The following is an 18,276-nucleotide window of genomic DNA, read 5'->3' on the forward strand; positions in this document are numbered from 1 at the left end:
GACGCTGCATAGAAAACTGACCGTCGCACTCGCCCGCAGATTGATGCGATGTCCCTGCTGCGCTCAGTCGAAGCCGAAATATCCAAATTTATGACGCAGTAAGATTAGGTCGCCCCGTAGAGCACCGGCATGAGCCCGGCGAGCGCCTTGAACCGCTCCCAGGATTTTCGCTCCGGCTGCGTCCAGCCTGTTTCCGCCAGCGCCGAGATGCGGGGAAACACCAGCCGGTCAAAGACGGCGCGGTCGGTCATCGGCTCCGACCAGATGCAGGCCTGCACGCCGAGCAGTTTCGTCTTCTGCGTGTCCGTCCAGCCCTCGACGGGATCGAAACCGTACAGCTTTTCCGGATCGGACCAGCCGGCCCACGCCGCACCCGGTTCCGACCAGGCCGGGCTGTTGGCCATGTCGAGGTAGTAGACCTGGCCGGGACAGGCCACCATCGCATAGCCCTCGCCGGCAAGGGCGGCCGAGGCTTCGACCGTTCGCCAGCCGCAGAGGTAGCTTTTCTGCTTGTCGATGACATTGCCGTGCGCAGCCTCCTGCCAGCCGCCGGTGATGCAGCCGCGAGACGCCAGGAACGATTGTATGCGCTTGAGAAATTCCGCCTGCAGCACCGCCGCTCCTGACCCATCGATCTCATCAGCACCGTGCGTGTTGGTGACCACGTTGAGGCGCTTGGCATGCGCTGCCGCCAGCCCCTCGCCGCCAACCTCCGTGAGCCGCGCCAGCGCCAGCGGCGAGCCGGACCAGGCGCCCAGCGGCACCTCGTCGGCGCCGATATGGATGGTCTTGAACGGAAACAGCTCGATCAGTTCGTCGAGGATTCTTTCCAGCACATGGTAGGTTTCCGGCCGCGCCGGATTGATGCAATTGTTGGGAAACCCCTGCACGGAGAAGTACTCGCCACTCTCGCCGGGATCACGCAGTGCCGGTATCGCCTGCAGCATCGCGTAACAATGCCCCGGCACGTCGATCTCCGGCACGACCTCGATGCCGAGCTGGCCGGCCAGCTGAACGACCTCGCGCACGGCAGCCTTTGTGTAGGAGCCGCCGCTCGGCTCGGGGCCCGTGCCCAGCAAGGGCGGCACCGGCAGCCCATGGCCGCGCCACGCGCCAACTCTGGTCAGCTCAGGATAGGCTGATATCTCGACCCGCCACGCTTCGTCGTCGGACAGGTGCCAGTGGAACCGGTTGAGCTTGTTCCAGGCAAGGATCCGCAGGAATGTCTTGACCTCGGCCGTAGCGTAGAACTGGCGGGCGACGTCGAGATGCGTGCCGCGCCAGTCGAGCGCCGGCTCATCGCGGATTTCGCCTTCGGCCGGGAACAGAAACGTCTCGGAGTGCGACCGCGCCCCGCGCAGGATCTGGCCGAGCGTGACCAGTCCGTAGAACAGCCCGGTTTTCGTCCCCGCCGAAACCGCGACGCCATCGGCTGAAAAGCGGATCGCATAAGCCTCCGGGCCAAACCCCTCCGCGATGCCGAGCTCGACCGGCAAACCGCCTTCAGCCTCGTTGCGCACAATGCCTTCGACAGGGAACAGGCTGTCGACCAGAGCGCCGAACGCGCCGGCGGCATCGGCCGCTGCGGTACCCTTCGGCCGAAGTGCCAGACCCGGCGGAACCGCGCGGCGGCCGGAGACCGCAACGGTGCGCGGCCACGGTATGATCGAAACCGGCACGGGCGCCTGCGCGGGCACCGGATAGATTTCGGCGCCGCGCTTCAATGCCGCATTGTCGCCGATCGCCTTGGTCGGAGCCAAAGCAACAGGGGCTACGGTGCCATCGGCAAGCACGAGGTAGGCAGCGGTTGCACCGTCGGTCCAGTGCCGCAGCGGATAGCTCAGCCCATGCGCGGTGATGGTCCATGCCTCATTCGGCTCCAGCACGAAACCGTCCGGCGGCGCGAATTCGGAATGGTTGGACAGTCGCTCCGCCAGCCTGCCACCCTCGACGGTGACGGCCGGATCGATGCGGGCCGGACCGCTGACGCACAACTGAAACCCTTCGATCGCTTTCGACGACAAATTGGTGAGCGTCAGTGAATAGGCGAGTTTTTCACTGGCGGTGGCCGGCGCCCAGGTGGTTTCCAGCCGGAATGCGGATTTGGATGTCATGATGAACTTTCAGATGGGAAATCAATCGAGGTTTTTAAGCAGGCCGGCATAAACGCCGGGTTCAGAATCCGGGATCTGCCTGGCGCCAACGGTGCGCTCGTAGAATTCGGACGGACCGACATCGCCGATGATGGCGTAGCCATAGCCCATGACGCGCATGTCGAGCAGCGTCGCCAGCAGCAGCGCGTGGCCGATGCCGGCGCCGCGCGCGGCCTCGTCGACGCCGGTCGGGCCGAAGAAACCACGCGCGATCGCATCGTAGACGGCAAAGCCGACCAGCCTGCCCTCGCGTGTCGCCAAGAAGCACGAGACCGGCTGGCGCGAAAACGCCACCGTCGTCTCGCTCGACCAGCCCGGGCTGAATGTCTGCCGCACCCAGCCGGTCACCAGTTCGAGTTCCGGCGCCAGCGCCCGGCGGATGGTAACGGCGGCGCCCCGAATGCGCGCATCGAGTTCGGGATCGGGAGTAAGCAGCGAAAGATTGACGAGATAGTCCATGGAAACCCTGTGATGTCAGTTCAGGAAGCGGCGCCCAGCGCGCGGACGAAATGGTTGGGGCCGACCTGATCGACCTTGGCGGAGGATGGCCGGCTCAGCCGTCGCACCTCCTCGGCGTGGCCGAGAAAACGCGCGCTGTCACCCGCCACGAAGGGCCGGTCGGGGTCCGGTACAGCCGAAAGCAGCAGTTGCGTGTAGGGATGGCGGGCATCGCCGATCACCGAGAGCGTGTCACCCCACTCGACCATCTGGCCGGCGAACATCACGATCACCTCTTCGGCGACATGGGCCGCGGTGGCGATGTCATGCGTGATGTAGAGCTGCGCCAGTTGCCGCTCCTGCTTGATGCGCGACAAGAGTTCGAGGATGCCGAGGCGGATCGAGACGTCGAGCATCGAGGTCGGCTCGTCGGCGACCAGCACGTCGGGCTGCACGGCGAGCGCACGCGCGATGTTGACGCGCTGGCGCTGGCCTCCCGACAGCTCATGCGGAAATTTGTGCGCGGTCAGCGCCGGCTCCAGCCCGACCGAGTTGAGGAGATCGGCGACACCCTGCACTTGTTCCACCTTGCTCCTGGCATGGCCATGCAGCGCCAGCGGTCGCGCCAAATGATGCTGCACCGAAAACACCGGGTTGAGCGAGGCGAACGGATCCTGGAACACCATCTGCACGGCGCGGCGGTAGGCCTTTTCCTCGGCGGCCGTGCCGGTCTGTGTGATGTTGCGGCCACGGTAGAGCATCTCGCCGCCGGTCGGGGTGTCCATGCGCGAAATGATGCGCGCGCATGTGGTCTTGCCGCAGCCGGATTCGCCAACCAGTGCCAGCGCGTGGCCGCCTTTCAGCGACAGGGAGACACCGCGCAATGCCTGCACCAGACCGAAGCTGCGTTCGATGCCGTCCAGCCTGACGATTGGCTCGGCTTCGATAGCTGCCGGGGGAACAGTCGTCACGGCATTCATGCGATCGCGTCCTTCACCGCTGGGTGGCCGGGCAGTTGCGGGATCGCGCCCCAGAGCTTTCGCGTGTAGTCGTGCACTGGCGCGCTGCTGACCTGCCTGACATCGCCGACCTCGACCAGTTCGCCCTTCAGCATCACCCCGATGCGATGGCAGAGCTGCGCCATCAAATGCAGGTCATGGGTGATGAACAGCACCGAGAAACCATAGCCGCGCTGCAGGTCGATGACCTGTTCGAGGATTTCGCGCTGCACGACCACGTCGAGCGCCGTCGTCGGCTCGTCCATGATGATCAGTTCCGGCTTCAGCGCCAGGCAGATGGCGATGACGATGCGCTGGCGCATGCCGCCTGAGAACTGGTGCGGATAATCGGTCAACCGGCTGGCTGGAATGCCGACCAGCTTGAACATCTCTTCGGCGCGCGCCCGCGATTTCTCGCGCGACGAGCCCGTATGCCGGCGCAGCACGTCGTGGAACTGCGCCTCGACCCGCATCAGCGGATTGAGCGAGTTCATCGCGCTCTGGAACACCATGCCGATCCGCCGCCAGCGCACCTCCTGCAGCCGGCTTTCCGGCAGCTTCAAAAGATCCTGGCCGTCGAGCAGGATCTCGCCGCCCGCCACCCAGGCCGGCGCCTTGGCCAGCCGTGTGATGGCATAGGCGATCGTGCTCTTGCCGCAGCCGGATTCGCCGGCGAGGCCGAACAGTTCGCCGCGGCCGATGTCGAAGGACACGTTCTTGACAGCGCGGAAGGCGCCCCTGTCGAGCAAATAGTCGACGCTGAGGTCGCGGATTTGCAGCAGTGCCTCGCTCACCGTGCCGCCCCCAGTTCGCGCTTGCGCAACCGGCTGAGGCGCAGCCAGCGGCTGAGCGCCGGACCGGAGCGCAGTTGCGGATTGGCGATCTCGTCGAAGGTGAAGTTCAACAGCGCGAGCCCCAACCCGACCAGCGCGATGCCGGCGGCCGGCGCGCTGATGTCCCACCAGGCGCCGACGATGATGGCGGAGGAATTCTGCGCGTTGTAGAGCATCGTCCCCCAAGTGACGTTGAGCGGATCGCCGAAGCCGAGATATTCGAGCGTTGTCTGCGCGACGATGGCGTAGATGATCGAGCCGACGATGTTGATGCCGATCAGCGGCACCAGGTTGGGCAGTATCTCGACGAAGATGATGCGCCAGGCAGGCTCGCCGACCATGCGCGCCGCGGTCACGAACTCGCGGTTCCTGAGCGCCATCGTCTGCGAGCGCGTCATGCGCGCGCCCCACGGCCACGAGGTCAGCGCAATGATCAGCATGATGGCGACCGGCCCGACCGTGCCGGCGAAGGAAGCAAGCAGGATCAAGAGCGGAATGTTGGGGATCACCAGCACCGCATTGGTGATCAGGTCCAGCGTCGCATCGGTGCGGCCGCCGAAATAGCCGGCGACCAGCCCGATGATGGTGCCAAGTGCGGTGATGAACAGGCCGGTGGCAAAGCCGACCGCCAGCGACGGGCGCGCGCCCCAGACGAATTGCGCGTAGACGTCGCGGCCCATCTTGGTCGTGCCGAAATAATGCTCGACGGTCGGCGGCTGGTGCGAGCGGCCGACGCGCTCGCCGGGATCGGTCGGCGCCAGGATCGGCGCAAAGAGTGCCATCAGGCAGAGTGCCGTGACGATGATCAGGCCGGCGACGGCCTTCTTCTGACGCCACAGAAGTTGCCAACCGAAGTTCATGCCCGTTCCTCCCGGATGCGCGGATCGACGACGCCATAGAGGATGTCGACCAGCAGATTGGCGCCGAGCGTCGCCATCGTCATCAGCAGCAGCTGGCCCTGGATGACCGGATAGTCGCGCGCCACGCTGGCGGTGAACAGCGTCAGCCCGAGGCCGGGATAGTTGAAGACGATTTCGGTGACGATCGAGCCGCCGAAGACGGCGCCCAGCATCAGCGCGAGATTGGTCAGTACCGGCAGCATGGCGTTTCGCGCCGCATAGGAAAACATCACCGCGGTCTCGCCGAGCCCCTTGGCGCGGCCCATGGTGACGTAATCCTCGCCGAGCACCGATATCATCGAAGAGCGCATCGTCGTTTGGAATTCACCGATCAGATAGGGCGACAGCGTCAGCACCGGCATCACCGCGTGCCAGAAGACACTGCCGAAAAAGGTGAAGTTCAGGCCCGGATCGAGATCGGGATTGTAGGCGTAGCCGACCGGAAACCAGCGCAGCGTCACGCCAAAGGTGAACAGGGTCGCCAGCCCGATGATGACCGGCGGGATTGCGATCAGCACGACAGAAAACGGCGAGACGAACGCATCGAAGCGTCCGCCTCGCCGCCAGGCTGCCACTGCGCCGAGGGAGACTCCGACGCAGAGGGAAAAGACGATCGCCGTGGTGACCAGGAAGGCGGTCCAGCCTGCCGAGCGGGCTAGGACCTGGGTGACGGTCTGCGGATAGTATTTCACCGATACGCCGAGATCGAAGCGGGCGAGACCGGTGATGTAGTCGACGAACTGGCCGAGGATCGGCTGTTCGACGGCGCCGAAGCGGGCCTTGATCGCCTCGATCGCCGCCGGTGTCGCGCGCGGCCCAAGCTGCGCGATCATGCCGTCGACCGGGCTTCCCGGCATCAGCCGGGGAACGGTGAAATTCATCACGATGGCAAACAGGAAGGCGACGAAATAGACCCCAAGCCGTCGAAGAGGAATCCGCATCGGCTATTCCTTGTGCTCGGTTGCCTTCTCCGTTTGGCGGGAGAAGCTATCGCCAAAGGCGACTGACGAAGAAGCGGCTGCAGGCATCTTACCATGTCCGGCATCCGGCCTCGCGGCGGGCTGCCGCCGAAACCAGGATTTGGGACACGGCCCTTCCCCCTCGTGAGGGGGAAGGGCGTTACGTCAGACTTATTGTACCGGCTTCAGGCGCAGCAGATGCATCAACCGCATGCGGTTGTTGTCATGGTCCTCCGGGTTCATCACCGGTTCGTCCTTGGTCACCCAGCCGGTGAAGCGCTTGGTCGAATACTGGTACCAGGTCGGTCCGTTGAACACCGGCACGACCGGGAAATTGTCGGCGATGATCACCTGCACCTGGTCGAACAGCTTCTTGCGGTCTTCGTCGGTGGTTGCCTTGCGGTAGGCATCGAACACCTTGTCCAGCTCCGGATTGGAGTAGCGCGACGGTGCACTGGTGATGCGCCCGGCAAAGGCCGTCGACAGCGACTGGTAGTAGCCGCGGAACGGCGTCGGTCCGTCGGCGCGCGAATTCATGACCGCATCAAACGAGCCGTCGAGAATCTGCTTTTGCCATTGCTCGTATTCCGGTGTCGCCACCGAGGCGTTGATGCCGGCCTTGCGCAGGCCTTCGGTGGCGATCTGCACGGCGTCGATCCAGTCGGTCCAGCCATTGGGAACGATGATCGAGAAGGCGATCGGCTGGCCCTTGGGCGTGGTGCGCATGCCGTCGGCGCCCTTCTTGTAGCCGGCGTCGTCAAGCACCTTGTTGGCCTTGTCGACGTCGTAGGTCATCCATACGTCCTTGTCGCCTTCGGCCGCCTTGTTGCGCCAGGCGTCGAAGCGCGGCGGCAGGCCGCTGGCGTGCAGATTGACCACCGGATAGCCAAAGCCTGCAATGTCAACCATCGCCGTGCGGTCCATGACCAGGCTGAAGGCGTGGCGGAAATTGATGTCGTTGAAGGCTTCGGCCAGCGCCGGGTTGGCGGTCTTGAAGTTCATCTGGAAGGCGATGGTTTCCGCCGGCGGCTGCCAGTAGCCATTGTGGTCCTTGTCGAGCGCGACATAGGTTTTGTCGATCTCGGGCAGGAACGAGCCGATCCAGTCCATCGAGCCTTCCGGCAGCAGTGCCAGCATCTGGTCGTTGCCCGAGATCTGCGGCAGCTTCAGGCAGTCGACATGCAGCGAAGCCGCGTCCCAGTAGTTCGGGTTGCGGCACTGCTCATAGACCTGCGGCGTGAAGCGGCGGATCTCGGTCATCGGACCCGAGCCGATCGGCTTCTCGTTCTTGAAGGCGAGCGGATCAGCGACATCCTTCCAGATGTGCTCGGGCACGACAGGGAAATCGGCCATCGATTCGGGGAAATGGGTGTCCACGTCCTTCAGGGTGATCTTCACTTCGGTCGGCGATGGCGCTTCTACCGAGGCGACGCTGCCGCCGACGCCGACAATGTCGACCGCCGGGTTCTTCAGCATCAGCTCGAGCGTGAATTTCATGTCGGCCGAGGTCAGCGGCTGACCATCAGACCATTTGACGCCGTCGCGCAGCGTGTAGGTGATCGACTTCAGATCGTCGGAGAATTTGTAGCCCGTCGCCAGCCGGAAGATCGGCTTGCCGCTGTCATAGTCGTTGAAGATAACCAGCGGCTCGTAGACGAAATCCATGGTGCTCTGGCGGCGCCCACCCAGGTCGAACGGATTGAAGTTCTGCACCCAGCTCGTCTGCTCCTCGATGTGCATGGCGAGCACGGATTCGGCGGACGCCGGTCGTGCGCCAAAGGAGAAAGTCGTGGCAATGGTCGCGGCGACGAACGCCGTGCCAATCAACAGCCGCCGGCGTGAAATGGCCGTCGACGGGTCTTGCGGATAACGCATATGTGGGTCTGGCAGCCTGGCAGTCATACTTCGTCTCCCATTGTTGATCGGCATTTTCGCCTCTTCGGGCGAGTAACGTAAATCAATTTGATTTAATCCTAGGAGGTAAAGGGGGCCAGCGTCAACGGCCCTGTTGGGCCGTCCCCATAAAGCGTGCTCCCACCCCGTCGGGCGAGCGGCAATGACTGGAGGTCTTGTCGGCGGAAGGATCGGGATCGAGATGCCAAGGGATCGCGTCGAACCCTTCCGGGTGCTCAACGCAAGATCAGGACTCACACATCGCTATTTTCAAAGGCGCCGATGCCTTGTGCGATGAGATTGGTCGCCATCACCAGCGAGACGATTGCCGCGGAATTGAAGACGACGACCCACCATTTGCCGCCGGTCAGGAAGCCGTAGCCATCAGCGACGGCCAGTGCCCAGTCGGCGGAAGGCGGCTGGATGCCAAGACCGAGAAAGCTCAGCGTGGCGATCGAAAAGAACGCGTACCCCAGCCGGGTGACGAGCTCGATGAGGATCGTTTCCCTGATATTGGGCAGGATCTCCAGGAACATGATGGCAAATGCGCCTTCGCCACCAAGCCGGGCGGCGCTGACATAGTCGCGCTCTTTCTGCTCGCGCACGGCGGCGCGAACGGTCCGCGCCACCAGCGGCGCGTAGGCGATGGCGATCACCAGAATGACGGTCAGGTTCGACGGCCCGATCGCCACAAGCGTCATGGTGACGAGGACGATGAACGGAAACGCCATCAGCGTGTCGAGCAGCCGCGCCCCGATGGCATCGACGAGACCGTCGAAATAGCCGAGCACCAGCCCGATGATGCTGCCGGCGGTAACACCGGCAAGCGTGGCGAGCGGCGCAACCAGCAGGATATCGCGCGATCCGACTACGATGCGAGACAGCACGTCGCGGCCGAGCTGGTCGGTGCCGAACCAGTGCAGCGCATCGGGCGGCGAAAGCATGGCCAGAAAATCCTCGGCATAGGGATCGTAGGGAACGAAGAGATTGCCGAACACCGCACAGGCGACCCAGAACAGCAGCAGCAGCGAACCGACCACGACCGACAGGGGCAGTCGGGCAAAAGCACTGCCGATCCTGCGCGCTGCCGGCAGGCCGACCACCGCGCGCCTCGGCGCGGGGAACTCCGCCAGATCCGTCATGACGATGCCCGGCGGCGTTGCCGCGGATCGAGCAAGGCCAGCACGAGGTCGCCTGCCGCCGCCGACAGCACGAATATTGCCGCCATCACCAGAACGCCGGCCTCAAGCATCGGGAAATCGCGTGCCTTGGCCGCGTTCAGCACCAGATTGCCAAGGCCCTGGATGCCGAACAGCGCCTCGATCACCACCAGCCCGCCAAGCATGTAGCCGGTCTGGGTCGCAAGCACCGCGATGGTGGGCGTCAGCGCGTTGCGCAGCACGTGCCGAAAGATGATCTCGCGCCGCTCGAGCCCTTTCAGGACGGCGGTGCGTGTATAGTCGGCGGCCATCGCCTCGATCACGCCGGCCCGCGTCATCCGGGCGATGTAGCCGGCAAGGTTCAGCACCAGCGGCAGTGCCGGCAGGATCAGATAATAGCCATTCGTCCAGAAGCCCGCGCCATCGGGCGCGACACCCGAGATCGGGAACCAGTTCAGCCACAGGCCGAAAACGATGAGCAGCATCAGCCCGGACACAAAGTCGGGGACGATGCCGAAGGAAACGCCCGCCATCACGATCAGCCGGTCGATGAAGCGGCCCGCATTGAGACCGGCGATGACGCCGGCGCCGACCCCCAGCGGAACGAGGAAAACCAGGATGATGCCGGCAAGTGCCGCGGAGCGCTTGAGGCTTTCCAGCACGAACGGCGCCACCGGCGCGCGCATCGACAGCGAGGTGCCGAAATCGCCGGTGAGCGCGCTGCAGAACCAACGCCCGTACTGGACGAGAACGGGCTGGTCGGCGCCCAGCCGTTTGTTCAGCTCCGCCACCGCTTGCGCGTCGGCAAAGGGCCCGAGCATGACGCGGCCGACATCGCCGGGCAGAACCTGCCCGGCAAAGAAGACCAGGATACTGACCAGCCACAACGTCAGCAGAAGTGTGCCCACGCGCGCCGACAGAGTGCGGCCGGTCACCATCGCGTCTTGCCGCCTCGCCTGGACCCTGCCCCATCCCGACGCGATCGGGATAGGGCTCTATTTCCGTGTTCCGGCATCATGCCTGGACGAAGGTAACGCGGTCGAGCAGCAGATGCGAAATCGCCGTGAAGCGCACGCCCTCGACCTTGTTGCTGGTGATGCGGCTGTATTGCGAGAAGTAGCTGATGATCACTGGCGTCTCGTCGAGCAAAAGGTTTTGGATCTTGCCGGCGGCAAGGCGCTGCGCGTTGAGATCACGCGCCTTGGAATAGTCGAGCAGCAAGGCATCGTAGGCCGGGTTGTTGAAATGGGCCGCGTTCCAGGCTCCCGAACTCTTCAGCGTGGCGTTGAGGAAGATGTCAGGTGTGCCGCGATGGCCGAAATCGGTGATGCCAAGAACCGAATCCAGCCAGGGCGAGCTGCCGAATGTCGCCGAGCCGTAATAGGCATCCTGCGGCAGAACATTGAGTTTGACGTCGATGCCGGCCTTCTTGGCGAAGTTCTGGATCAGCACGGCATAGTCGGGAATGTCATAGGCGCGCTCGGTGGTCAGCGTCACCTCGAAGCCGTTGGGAACACCCGCCTCGCCGAGCAGCCGCTTGGCCTCGGCGATGTCCTGCTTGCGCTGCGGCACCGACGGATCGGCCGAGGGGAAGATCGGCGCGAACGGGGTGTCGTTGCCGGCGATGGCGCGGCCTTTCAGCAGCCCCTTTACGATCGCCTCGCGGTCGAGGGTGAGCGCCAGCGCGCGGCGGATGCGCTTGTCGGTGAACGGCGCCTGGTCGGTGCGCAGATGCACCTCGTCATGCGAACTCGCCTGCACGCTGAGGAGCTTGAAGTTGGGATTGCCCTCGATCGCCAGTTCGAGCCGCGTCGTGCTCGGGATGACATCGAGCTGGCCGGCCTGCAGCGCCAGCACCTGGGCCTGCTCGTCGTCGAAGAACTTGATCTCGACGCGGTCGGGCAGCGCCTTGTCGCCCCAATAGTCGGTGTTGCGCACGAAGCTGGCGCCCTGCTTGGGACGGAAGGATTCGAGCTTGAACGGGCCGGTGCCGTTGAAAGTCTTCTCGAAATCCCCGGTATAGTCGGCCGGCAGGATGACGGCGTTGTAGACGTCGGAGGAGACATAGAAGGGAAAGTTGCTGTTCGGACCGTCGAGATCGAAGGCCACGGTCTCGTCGTCGACCAGCTTGGCGCCACCCTTGGACAGGATGCCCTTGTAGGCCGACAACGCCGACGAGCCGCTGGCCGGATCGACAAGCCGCTCGAAGCTCGCCACCACGTCCTTGGCGGTAACCCCGCGGCCATCGTGGAATTTCACCCCTTGCCGTAGTTTGAAGGTCCAGCGGCTGGCTGTCTCGTCGGCCTCCCAGGACAAAGCGAGCTTCGGCTGCAGCCCGTCCTTCGGATCGTCGAGGATCAAATATTCGCCGACCTGGCTGAGCACCCCGATGCTGGCCGGATCGGTGACCGAGACGGGATCGATCGCCTTGGTCGGCTGGCCGAGGCCGACGCGAACCGTGCCGCCAGCGGCGGCTGCGGCGCGCGCGCCTCCGAGCCCCTGCGAAGCGGCAAAGCCGGTGAGGCCGAGCAGCGCTGCATATTTCAGGAGATCGCGGCGCTTGAGAAAGCCGCCCTGATATTCGTCGACGGCGACATTCCAGATGTCCCCCGACAGATTGCGAAGTGCGTCGATGTCGTTACGTCCAGTCATGTTGAAACCCCTGTCTGAAATGACGGTTGAAAAGATTAAGTCTAGGCGACGGGTTCGCCGTCGAGATGGATGCGGTCCACAGCCTGCGGATAGAAGGCGACGAGGCCCTTGATCTTGGGCATCTCGGCGATCGGATCGCGGTAGCTCCAGGCGATGTCCGGGCGCACCGAGCCGTCCTTCAGCAGGCCGGACCAGTAGGAAGCGATGCCCTCGTAGGGACATCGCGTCGTTGTGACGGACGCGGTCAGCCGCTCCAGATCGATGTCTTCCGGATGCAGGTAGAAACGCGTCGGCAGATGGGTCTCGAACAGCAGCACCGGGCGATGGCTGTCGGCGATCGGCTCGCCGTCGAACCAGACCTGCACATGGCTCGAGCTTTGCAGCACATCGATGCGCGCATACGGATCGCGGGCATGGACGAAGACCTCCTCGTCCTCCTCGAACCACTGGTCGACGAGCTTCCAGCTGAAAGCGATGCGCCCGGCCAGCGGCGACAGGTTTTCACCCGGCGGCGACACGAACGACCAGGCCGCATTGGCGCTCCGCCTGTCGCCGGTGTCGATATCCCAATAGGCGGTCTCGCCACCGACCGCGTGCGGTTCGCGATGCAGCGAGGGTTTCAGCACCGACGTGTCGACCGACGCCGCCGGGAAGAAATAGATCGGCAGGAAATGGTTGGAGCGCAGCACCAGCACATTGCGGCTGTCGGCGATGGTGCGGCCACCGAATTTTACGCGCACGCGCTTGGGGCTGTGCAGGGCATTGACGAGCTGCGGAGCGGTCGCTTCGCGGGGCTGCAGTCTCGGTGCGGCGGTCATCATCGTTCTCCGGGTCAGGACACGGCGCGCGCAGTGTCGCGCTGCTCGGCGAAACGGTTGGCGGGCCGCGCCAGGCCGAAGCGGTCGCGCAGCGTTCCCGGTGCGTATTCGGTCGGGAACACGCCGCGGCGCTGCAGCTCCGGCACCACCTGTTCGGCGAAATTCACCCAGTCCTCGGGCAGCAGCGGGAACATCAGGTTGAAGCCGTCGGCGGCACCCGAGACGAACCAGTCCTGCAACTGGTCGGCGATCTGCTTGGGCGTACCGGCGACGGTCGGCACCGAACCGCTGTTGGCGAGCTTGCGTGCGATCTCGCGCAGGCTGAGATTCTGCTTCGACCACTGCTTGACCCGGTTGAGCGACGTGCGCCCGCCATTGAACGTGCTTTCGTCCGGCAGCGGCGGCAGCGGCCCGTCCGGCGGATAGACGGAGAGATCGATGCCGCTCCAGCTGGACAGAAGGTCGATGCCGACCTGATCGGGGAGCAAGGTCTGCAGATACTCCTGCTTTTCCCGACCTTCCGCCTCGGAAGCAGCGACGATCGGCAGGATGCCGGGCAGGATCTTGAAGCTCTCCGGCCGCCTGCCGTGGCGGGCAAGGCGCTCGTTGATATCCTGGCGATACTTGATGCCGTCTTCCCGGGTGCTGTAGATGGCGAAGTGCGCATCGGCCTGGGCGGTGGCAAAGTTCTTGCCGTCCTCGGACGAGCCGGCCTGGACGATCAGCGGATGACCCTGCGGCGGCCGCGAGACATTGAGCGGTCCGCGCACCTTGAAATGCTTGCCCTTGTGATCGATCGGATGGACCTTGTCGGGGTTGGCGAAATAGCCTGACGCCTTGTCGATCAGCAGCGCCTCGTCTTCCCAGCTGTCCCACAGCGCCTTGACGATATCGAGGAATTCGGCCGCGCGCTCATAGCGGAACGCATGCTCGATATTGCCGTCACGGCCGAAATTGCGCGCCTCCTCGTCCATGGCCGAGGTGACGACGTTCCACGACGCCCTGCCCTTGCTGATATGATCGAGCGAGGCGAACATGCGCGCCACATTGTAGGGCTCGCTGTAGGAGCTCGATGCCGTGGTGATCAGGCCGATGTGCTTGGTCACGCCGGCAAGGGCCGACAGCAGCGTCAGCGGCTCGAGGCGGGCATTGGCGTAGTGGGCAACGCCGCTCTTGACCGAATCCCAGATCGACACGTGGTCGGCAACGAAGATGGTGTCGATCCTCGCGCGCTCGGCCGCCTGCACGAGATCGCGGTAGAACTCGAAGTCCAGCACCTCCCGGCCCGGCGCCCGCGGATGGCGCCACGACATCCGGTGATCGCCCTGCGGGTTGAAGAAAAAAGCGCTGAGGATCATGTGATCTCGAGCCATGCCGGCCTCCTTCCAAATCTGCTCCGGAGACCGTCGCGCTGCTTCGACAGACAGCGACAATCTCTCCTGAGCGGTGAAAGGTAGATTGCGCTCCAGCTTAATTCGAGTAATTTTATAGAGATTATGTATTGCGAAAGCGGAAGCGATTGCCCTCGATGGCGGCGCTCGAAGAAAGTGGTTTCAAGCTCCCAATGTCCTCCTCGGTTCTGAACGTCGACCAGCTCTCCATCGCCTATGACGGGCGCAACGGATCGCATCCTGCCGTCAGCGGCGTGTCGCTGCAGATAGGCGAAGGCGAAGCGCTCGGCCTGGTCGGCGAGTCCGGATCGGGCAAAAGCTCGGTGGCGCTCGCCATATTGCGCTATCTGCCGAAGAACGCCCGCATCGCAGCGTCGGCGCTGGAATTCGAGGGCCGCGAAATCCGCGATCTTTCCGCCGAGCAGCTGCGTCAGCTGCGGGGAAATCACATCGCGGCCGTCTATCAGCACCCCGGCGCGGCGCTCAACCCAAGCATGACGATCGGCCGGCAGATCACCGAGACCATCATGCGGCATCGCCCGGTCCGCCACGATGAAGCCCGCGCGCGCGCTGCCGAACTGCTCGGGCGCGTTCGCGTAAGCCATCCGGACCGGGTGCTGGGCCTCTATCCGCACCAATTGTCCGGCGGCATGCAGCAGCGCGCCAACATTGCCATTGCCATTGCGCTCGACCCGTCGCTGCTGGTGCTGGATGAGCCGACGACGGCGCTCGACGCCAGCGTCCAGTCGGAGATCATTGCCATCCTGCACGACCTGCGCAAGGATCACAAAACCAGCGTTCTGTTGATCAGCCACGACATCAACATGATCCGCCGGTCCTGCGACCGGGTGGCGGTGATGCAGTCGGGAACGGTGGTCGAAAGCGGCGCCGCCACTGAGGTCTTCGACAACCCAACTCATGCCTATACAAAGGCGCTCATCGCCTCGATCCCGGCCCTCAACTACACCAAGCGGGACGGCAGGCTGGCGGAGACGGACGGACCCGGTCTGCCAGCGGCAGCCCAGGATGAAGACGCCGGCGCGCGGAAAGAACGCCAGATCGCGATCGCCTGCAAAGGCATCAGCCATGCCTTCGGCAGCCAGCCAGTGCTGCACGATATTAATCTCGACATAGAGCAGGGTGAAACCTTCGGACTGATCGGCGAGTCCGGTTCCGGAAAATCGACCTTGGCAAGGATCGTCACCGGCCTGCAGACCCCCGATGCCGGATCGGTCGAGCTGTTCGGCCGGACGGTCGCGCCGCGCGTCGAGAAAAGAAACCTTGGCGAACGCCGCGACGTGCAGATGGTCTTCCAGTCGCCGGATCGCACGCTCAACCCACGCCAGCGGATCGGCAGGATCCTCGGCCGTCCGCTGCGCCGGCTCGCCGGCCTGCACCGCGGCGAGGTGAGAGCGCGCGTCAGCGACCTCTTGCAGTCGGTCCGCCTCGCCGGCACGACGGCCGAGCAGAAGTCGCGATCGCTGTCCGGCGGCCAGCGGCAACGGGCGGCCATCGCACGGGCCTTCGCCGGCGTGCCGAAGGTCGTCGTGCTCGACGAACCCACCTCGGCGCTCGACGTCTCCGTCCAGGCGACCGTTCTCAACCTGCTCAACGACCTGCAGCGCGACAAGGACACGACCTATCTGTTCATCAGCCACGACCTCCGGGTCGTGCGTTACATGGCCGACAGGATCGGCGTGCTCTATCGCGGCCGTCTGGTCGAAACCGGTTCATCCGACCAGATCTTCCAGGGCCCCAATCACCCCTACACGCAACTGCTCCTGGCCGCGTCCTCCGATGAGGCCGTGCCAAAACTATCCGCTCAAGTCGGGATCGAGGCAGCCGGTATCCCGAACACGGGATGTTCCTTCGCCGACCGCTGCCCTCTGGTGCTGCCAGACTGCAGAAAAGCAGGGCCGCCCGCCAGAGAGATCGCGGCCGGCCACCTCATCGCTTGCTGGCGGCGCGGTCAGGGTTCGTGAACGGATCGCCGGCGGTCCAAAGGCCTGTAGCAGCAGGTTTCTGTTCAGGCGCAGTGCGATGCCGCTTGCGAGGCGTCTGAAACTTCGCATCAATCTACACGGCGGTAGCTTCCGCCCTATTACCGTTCGGCGTTGCTATCGATGTTCGATATCGGACCATCGAAAGCGGCGACGATCGCGGGGATCGTCAAGCGCCGGAAAATCGTGTCGACTTCCGCAGGCGACAGCCTTGATTTGCGATCCATCCACCAGGCCAGGACCGACATCAGGGCGCCAACCACGAACTGGATCAGCGCGCTTCGAGGGATTTGTCCGTCGTTGGCGGCGGGGGCGATGGCTGCAAGGTCCTGGCTCACCAGGTCGGCGAGCAGCGCTCGCATCCGGTTCATGACGATGGCGGATCCCCGCTCCCCGACCAGAACGCGATAGATGTCGCGGAAGCTCTGCGCATGTTCGAAGAGCGCCAGGCTGAAGCCGAGGCAACGCTGGCCAACGTCTCCTTCTTCGGCAAGTGCTGCTTGCTGGTGCGCTGTCAGCAGCGCGCGCAGTTCCGCCAGTCCGTTGGTGAGCAGATCCTCCTTGCTGTTGTAGTGCGCATAAAAGGTCGAACGGCCGACATTCGCACGCTCGACGATGTCCTTGATCGTCACCGCCTCGTAGCCTTTTTCAAGCACCAGCGCGACCAGTGCCTGGTGCAGCGCATCGCGCGAGCGCCGGATACGGCGGTCTTCTTTCATGCGTGCACCCTACCCGGCCATTGGCCCTGTTTCGTCCGTTACCGGACATTTCGTGCCTCAAGTTCATGTTCAAATTATCAGCCAGCGTGTCCGATAACTGCCGTTCTGTCCAGAAAATCGAGGAGGCCAGCCATGGCAACAAGAGACACACCAGGCACCCACAGCCATGGCCATCTGTGGCTCGTCGGCCTGATCGGCGTGGCGGCGGGGCTACTCTTGCTGATTTATGTCCCGTCTCTGCCAGCCGTCTCCGGGACAATCCTGCTCTTCGGCGGCTTTCATCTGGTCGGCGCTCTGGTGCTGCTGGCTTCGCTCTATGTCATGGCCGGGAACAGGCTCGCCGGACGCCTGCCCGGCCGGAAACGCCGGCAGGATACAGCGAATTTCGATTTCGGCTGGGCGCCGGCCTGGGCGCTCGGGCCGTGGATCGCGGCGCTGATCCTGGCCGCAATCGCGGTCGCCGTTCAGGTCGCGACGCCGGCCTATTGGCCGCTCGCCATGGTGCTGACGCTGCTTGCGGCGAACTTCTTCGCCGGCGGTCTCATTGCCCGCACCGTAGGACGCTACGAGCATGCGGCGCTGCCGATGGTCGACCTACTGCCGTGCGACGCAGGTGTGGTCCTGGATGCAGGATGCGGCGCCGGCCGAACCACGATCGCGCTCGGCCGCGCGCTCCGGAATGGAAGGGTCGTCGCGCTCGACCGCTTCGATTCGAACTATATCGAAGGCGGCGGCCGGGCGTTGCTCGAACAGAATCTGCGGCTTGCCGGCCTGACCGCGCGCGTTGACATCGAACTTGGCGACCTGACTGCGCTGCCCTTCCCGGAAGGCCGTTTTGACGCCGCCGTCAGCGCTCATGCGATTGATCATCTCGGCTCGCAAAAGGAACAGGGGCTGCGTGAGGTCTTGCGCGTCTTGAAACCGGGCGGGCGTTTCCTTCTCGTCGTCTGGGTGCCCGGATGGACGATGTTCGCGATCGTCAGTGTGCTTGCGCTGCTTTTCTCGGGCAAAGGCGCCTGGCGGCGGATGGCGGCGAGCGCAGGGTTCGAACTGTGCGACGAAGGCATGCTCAACGGCAACTGGTTTGTCGTGCTTAAGAAGCCGATTGGTGCAAGCCAGCGAGGTGAGGCAGAATTCCATCGGTTGCCAGGCGCCTGAACATCGCATCGACCTGCGCAGGCGGCAGCTGCACGGCCGGCCGAGCCACAAGGTCATCGGTGTGCTGGCGCTGGTGCCCGGCCATGCATTGGGCCGTATGCTCGCTTTCCTTTCAGGCACAGTGCAACGCCGTCATTGTCGCAGTAATGGAATCCGGCTTGCAAATGCCGTCTTTTGAGGTCAGCCTACCCGGATGATGGCACGC

General features: G+C 64.2%; 15 protein-coding genes. 2 read left to right on the top strand and 13 right to left on the bottom strand.

Features of this window, described 5'->3' with window-relative positions; genetic code table 11:
* Positions 1-104: 104 nt before the first annotated feature.
* The 12 genes from ACFFNA_RS13525 to ACFFNA_RS13580 all read right to left on the bottom strand — a co-directional run bounded on the left by ACFFNA_RS13525 (position 105) and on the right by ACFFNA_RS13580 (position 14,176).
* Positions 105-2,114 carry a beta-N-acetylhexosaminidase gene (locus tag ACFFNA_RS13525; protein WP_378918895.1) on the bottom strand — a complete coding sequence of 670 codons (2,010 nt, stop codon included), beginning with the start codon at positions 2,112-2,114 and terminating at the stop codon, positions 105-107.
* Positions 2,115-2,135: 21 nt separating this feature from the next.
* Positions 2,136-2,612 (bottom strand): GNAT family N-acetyltransferase, encoded by a 477-nt coding sequence (locus ACFFNA_RS13530; protein ID WP_378918897.1) that lies wholly within the window; start codon positions 2,610-2,612, stop codon positions 2,136-2,138.
* Positions 2,613-2,632: 20 nt separating this feature from the next.
* On the bottom strand, positions 2,633-3,571 hold the full coding sequence (locus tag ACFFNA_RS13535; protein ID WP_378918899.1) for an ABC transporter ATP-binding protein: 939 nt from the start codon (positions 3,569-3,571) through the stop codon (positions 2,633-2,635).
* Positions 3,568-4,383 carry an ABC transporter ATP-binding protein gene (locus ACFFNA_RS13540; RefSeq protein WP_378918901.1) on the bottom strand — a complete coding sequence of 272 codons (816 nt, stop codon included), beginning with the start codon at positions 4,381-4,383 and terminating at the stop codon, positions 3,568-3,570. The genes ACFFNA_RS13535 and ACFFNA_RS13540 overlap by 4 nt, the downstream gene beginning before the upstream one ends.
* Entirely contained in the window at positions 4,380-5,282 is a 903-nt protein-coding gene (locus ACFFNA_RS13545; RefSeq protein WP_378918903.1) for an ABC transporter permease, read from the bottom strand. Before ACFFNA_RS13545 ends, ACFFNA_RS13540 begins: the two co-directional genes overlap by 4 nt.
* Positions 5,279-6,262, bottom strand: a complete 984-nt coding sequence (locus ACFFNA_RS13550; protein WP_378918905.1) for an ABC transporter permease — start codon at positions 6,260-6,262, stop codon at positions 5,279-5,281. Before ACFFNA_RS13550 ends, ACFFNA_RS13545 begins: the two co-directional genes overlap by 4 nt.
* Positions 6,263-6,451: 189 nt before the next feature.
* A complete protein-coding gene (locus ACFFNA_RS13555; protein ID WP_378918907.1) occupies positions 6,452-8,182 on the bottom strand; it encodes an ABC transporter substrate-binding protein in 1,731 nt (576 codons plus the stop codon).
* 245 nt (positions 8,183-8,427) lie between these two features.
* On the bottom strand, positions 8,428-9,315 hold the full coding sequence (locus tag ACFFNA_RS13560) for an ABC transporter permease (RefSeq protein WP_378918909.1): 888 nt from the start codon (positions 9,313-9,315) through the stop codon (positions 8,428-8,430).
* The gene (locus ACFFNA_RS13565; protein WP_378918911.1) at positions 9,312-10,271 is read right to left on the bottom strand and encodes an ABC transporter permease; all 960 of its coding nucleotides are present in this window, start codon (positions 10,269-10,271) and stop codon (positions 9,312-9,314) included. The genes ACFFNA_RS13560 and ACFFNA_RS13565 overlap by 4 nt, the downstream gene beginning before the upstream one ends.
* 76 nt (positions 10,272-10,347) lie before the next feature.
* Positions 10,348-11,985, bottom strand: a complete 1,638-nt coding sequence (locus ACFFNA_RS13570; protein ID WP_378918913.1) for an ABC transporter substrate-binding protein — start codon at positions 11,983-11,985, stop codon at positions 10,348-10,350.
* A 41-nt stretch (positions 11,986-12,026) separates the two neighbouring features.
* Positions 12,027-12,803 (bottom strand): DUF427 domain-containing protein, encoded by a 777-nt coding sequence (locus tag ACFFNA_RS13575; protein ID WP_378918915.1) that lies wholly within the window; start codon positions 12,801-12,803, stop codon positions 12,027-12,029.
* 14 nt (positions 12,804-12,817) lie between these two features.
* The gene (locus ACFFNA_RS13580; protein WP_378918917.1) at positions 12,818-14,176 is read right to left on the bottom strand and encodes an LLM class flavin-dependent oxidoreductase; all 1,359 of its coding nucleotides are present in this window, start codon (positions 14,174-14,176) and stop codon (positions 12,818-12,820) included.
* Between the two features lie 155 nt (positions 14,177-14,331).
* Here ACFFNA_RS13580 and ACFFNA_RS13585 point away from each other — a divergent pair, with 155 nt between their 5' ends.
* Complete coding sequence (locus ACFFNA_RS13585; protein ID WP_378918919.1) at positions 14,332-16,176, top strand: dipeptide ABC transporter ATP-binding protein; 1,845 nt, start codon at positions 14,332-14,334, stop codon at positions 16,174-16,176.
* A gap of 119 nt (positions 16,177-16,295) precedes the next feature.
* Here the strand turns inward: ACFFNA_RS13585 and ACFFNA_RS13590 are convergent, their stop codons facing one another.
* Positions 16,296-16,913: a TetR/AcrR family transcriptional regulator gene (locus ACFFNA_RS13590; RefSeq protein WP_378918921.1), complete on the bottom strand. Its 618-nt coding sequence runs from the start codon at positions 16,911-16,913 to the stop codon at positions 16,296-16,298.
* Positions 16,914-17,045: 132 nt separating this feature from the next.
* On the opposite strand from ACFFNA_RS13590, the gene ACFFNA_RS13595 reads away from it, so the two are divergent.
* The gene (locus ACFFNA_RS13595; protein ID WP_378918923.1) at positions 17,046-18,071 is read left to right on the top strand and encodes a class I SAM-dependent methyltransferase; all 1,026 of its coding nucleotides are present in this window, start codon (positions 17,046-17,048) and stop codon (positions 18,069-18,071) included.
* The last annotated feature ends 205 nt before the right edge of the window (positions 18,072-18,276 follow it).

Origin of the sequence: Mesorhizobium kowhaii, from assembly GCF_042431665.1 — a bacterium.
GTDB lineage: Bacteria > Pseudomonadota > Alphaproteobacteria > Rhizobiales > Rhizobiaceae > Mesorhizobium > Mesorhizobium kowhaii.

Coding starts and splice junctions, on each gene's coding strand:
- ACFFNA_RS13525 (WP_378918895.1), bottom strand. CDS start 2,114: ATGACATCCAAATCCGCATTCCGGCTGGAAACCACCTGGGCGCCGGCC.
- ACFFNA_RS13530 (WP_378918897.1), bottom strand. CDS start 2,612: ATGGACTATCTCGTCAATCTTTCGCTGCTTACTCCCGATCCCGAACTC.
- ACFFNA_RS13535 (WP_378918899.1), bottom strand. CDS start 3,571: ATGAATGCCGTGACGACTGTTCCCCCGGCAGCTATCGAAGCCGAGCCA.
- ACFFNA_RS13545 (WP_378918903.1), bottom strand. CDS start 5,282: ATGAACTTCGGTTGGCAACTTCTGTGGCGTCAGAAGAAGGCCGTCGCC.
- ACFFNA_RS13550 (WP_378918905.1), bottom strand. CDS start 6,262: ATGCGGATTCCTCTTCGACGGCTTGGGGTCTATTTCGTCGCCTTCCTG.
- ACFFNA_RS13555 (WP_378918907.1), bottom strand. CDS start 8,182: ATGACTGCCAGGCTGCCAGACCCACATATGCGTTATCCGCAAGACCCG.
- ACFFNA_RS13560 (WP_378918909.1), bottom strand. CDS start 9,315: ATGACGGATCTGGCGGAGTTCCCCGCGCCGAGGCGCGCGGTGGTCGGC.
- ACFFNA_RS13565 (WP_378918911.1), bottom strand. CDS start 10,271: ATGGTGACCGGCCGCACTCTGTCGGCGCGCGTGGGCACACTTCTGCTG.
- ACFFNA_RS13570 (WP_378918913.1), bottom strand. CDS start 11,985: ATGACTGGACGTAACGACATCGACGCACTTCGCAATCTGTCGGGGGAC.
- ACFFNA_RS13575 (WP_378918915.1), bottom strand. CDS start 12,803: ATGACCGCCGCACCGAGACTGCAGCCCCGCGAAGCGACCGCTCCGCAG.
- ACFFNA_RS13580 (WP_378918917.1), bottom strand. CDS start 14,176: ATGGCTCGAGATCACATGATCCTCAGCGCTTTTTTCTTCAACCCGCAG.
- ACFFNA_RS13585 (WP_378918919.1), top strand. CDS start 14,332: ATGGCGGCGCTCGAAGAAAGTGGTTTCAAGCTCCCAATGTCCTCCTCG.
- ACFFNA_RS13590 (WP_378918921.1), bottom strand. CDS start 16,913: ATGAAAGAAGACCGCCGTATCCGGCGCTCGCGCGATGCGCTGCACCAG.
- ACFFNA_RS13595 (WP_378918923.1), top strand. CDS start 17,046: ATGGCAACAAGAGACACACCAGGCACCCACAGCCATGGCCATCTGTGG.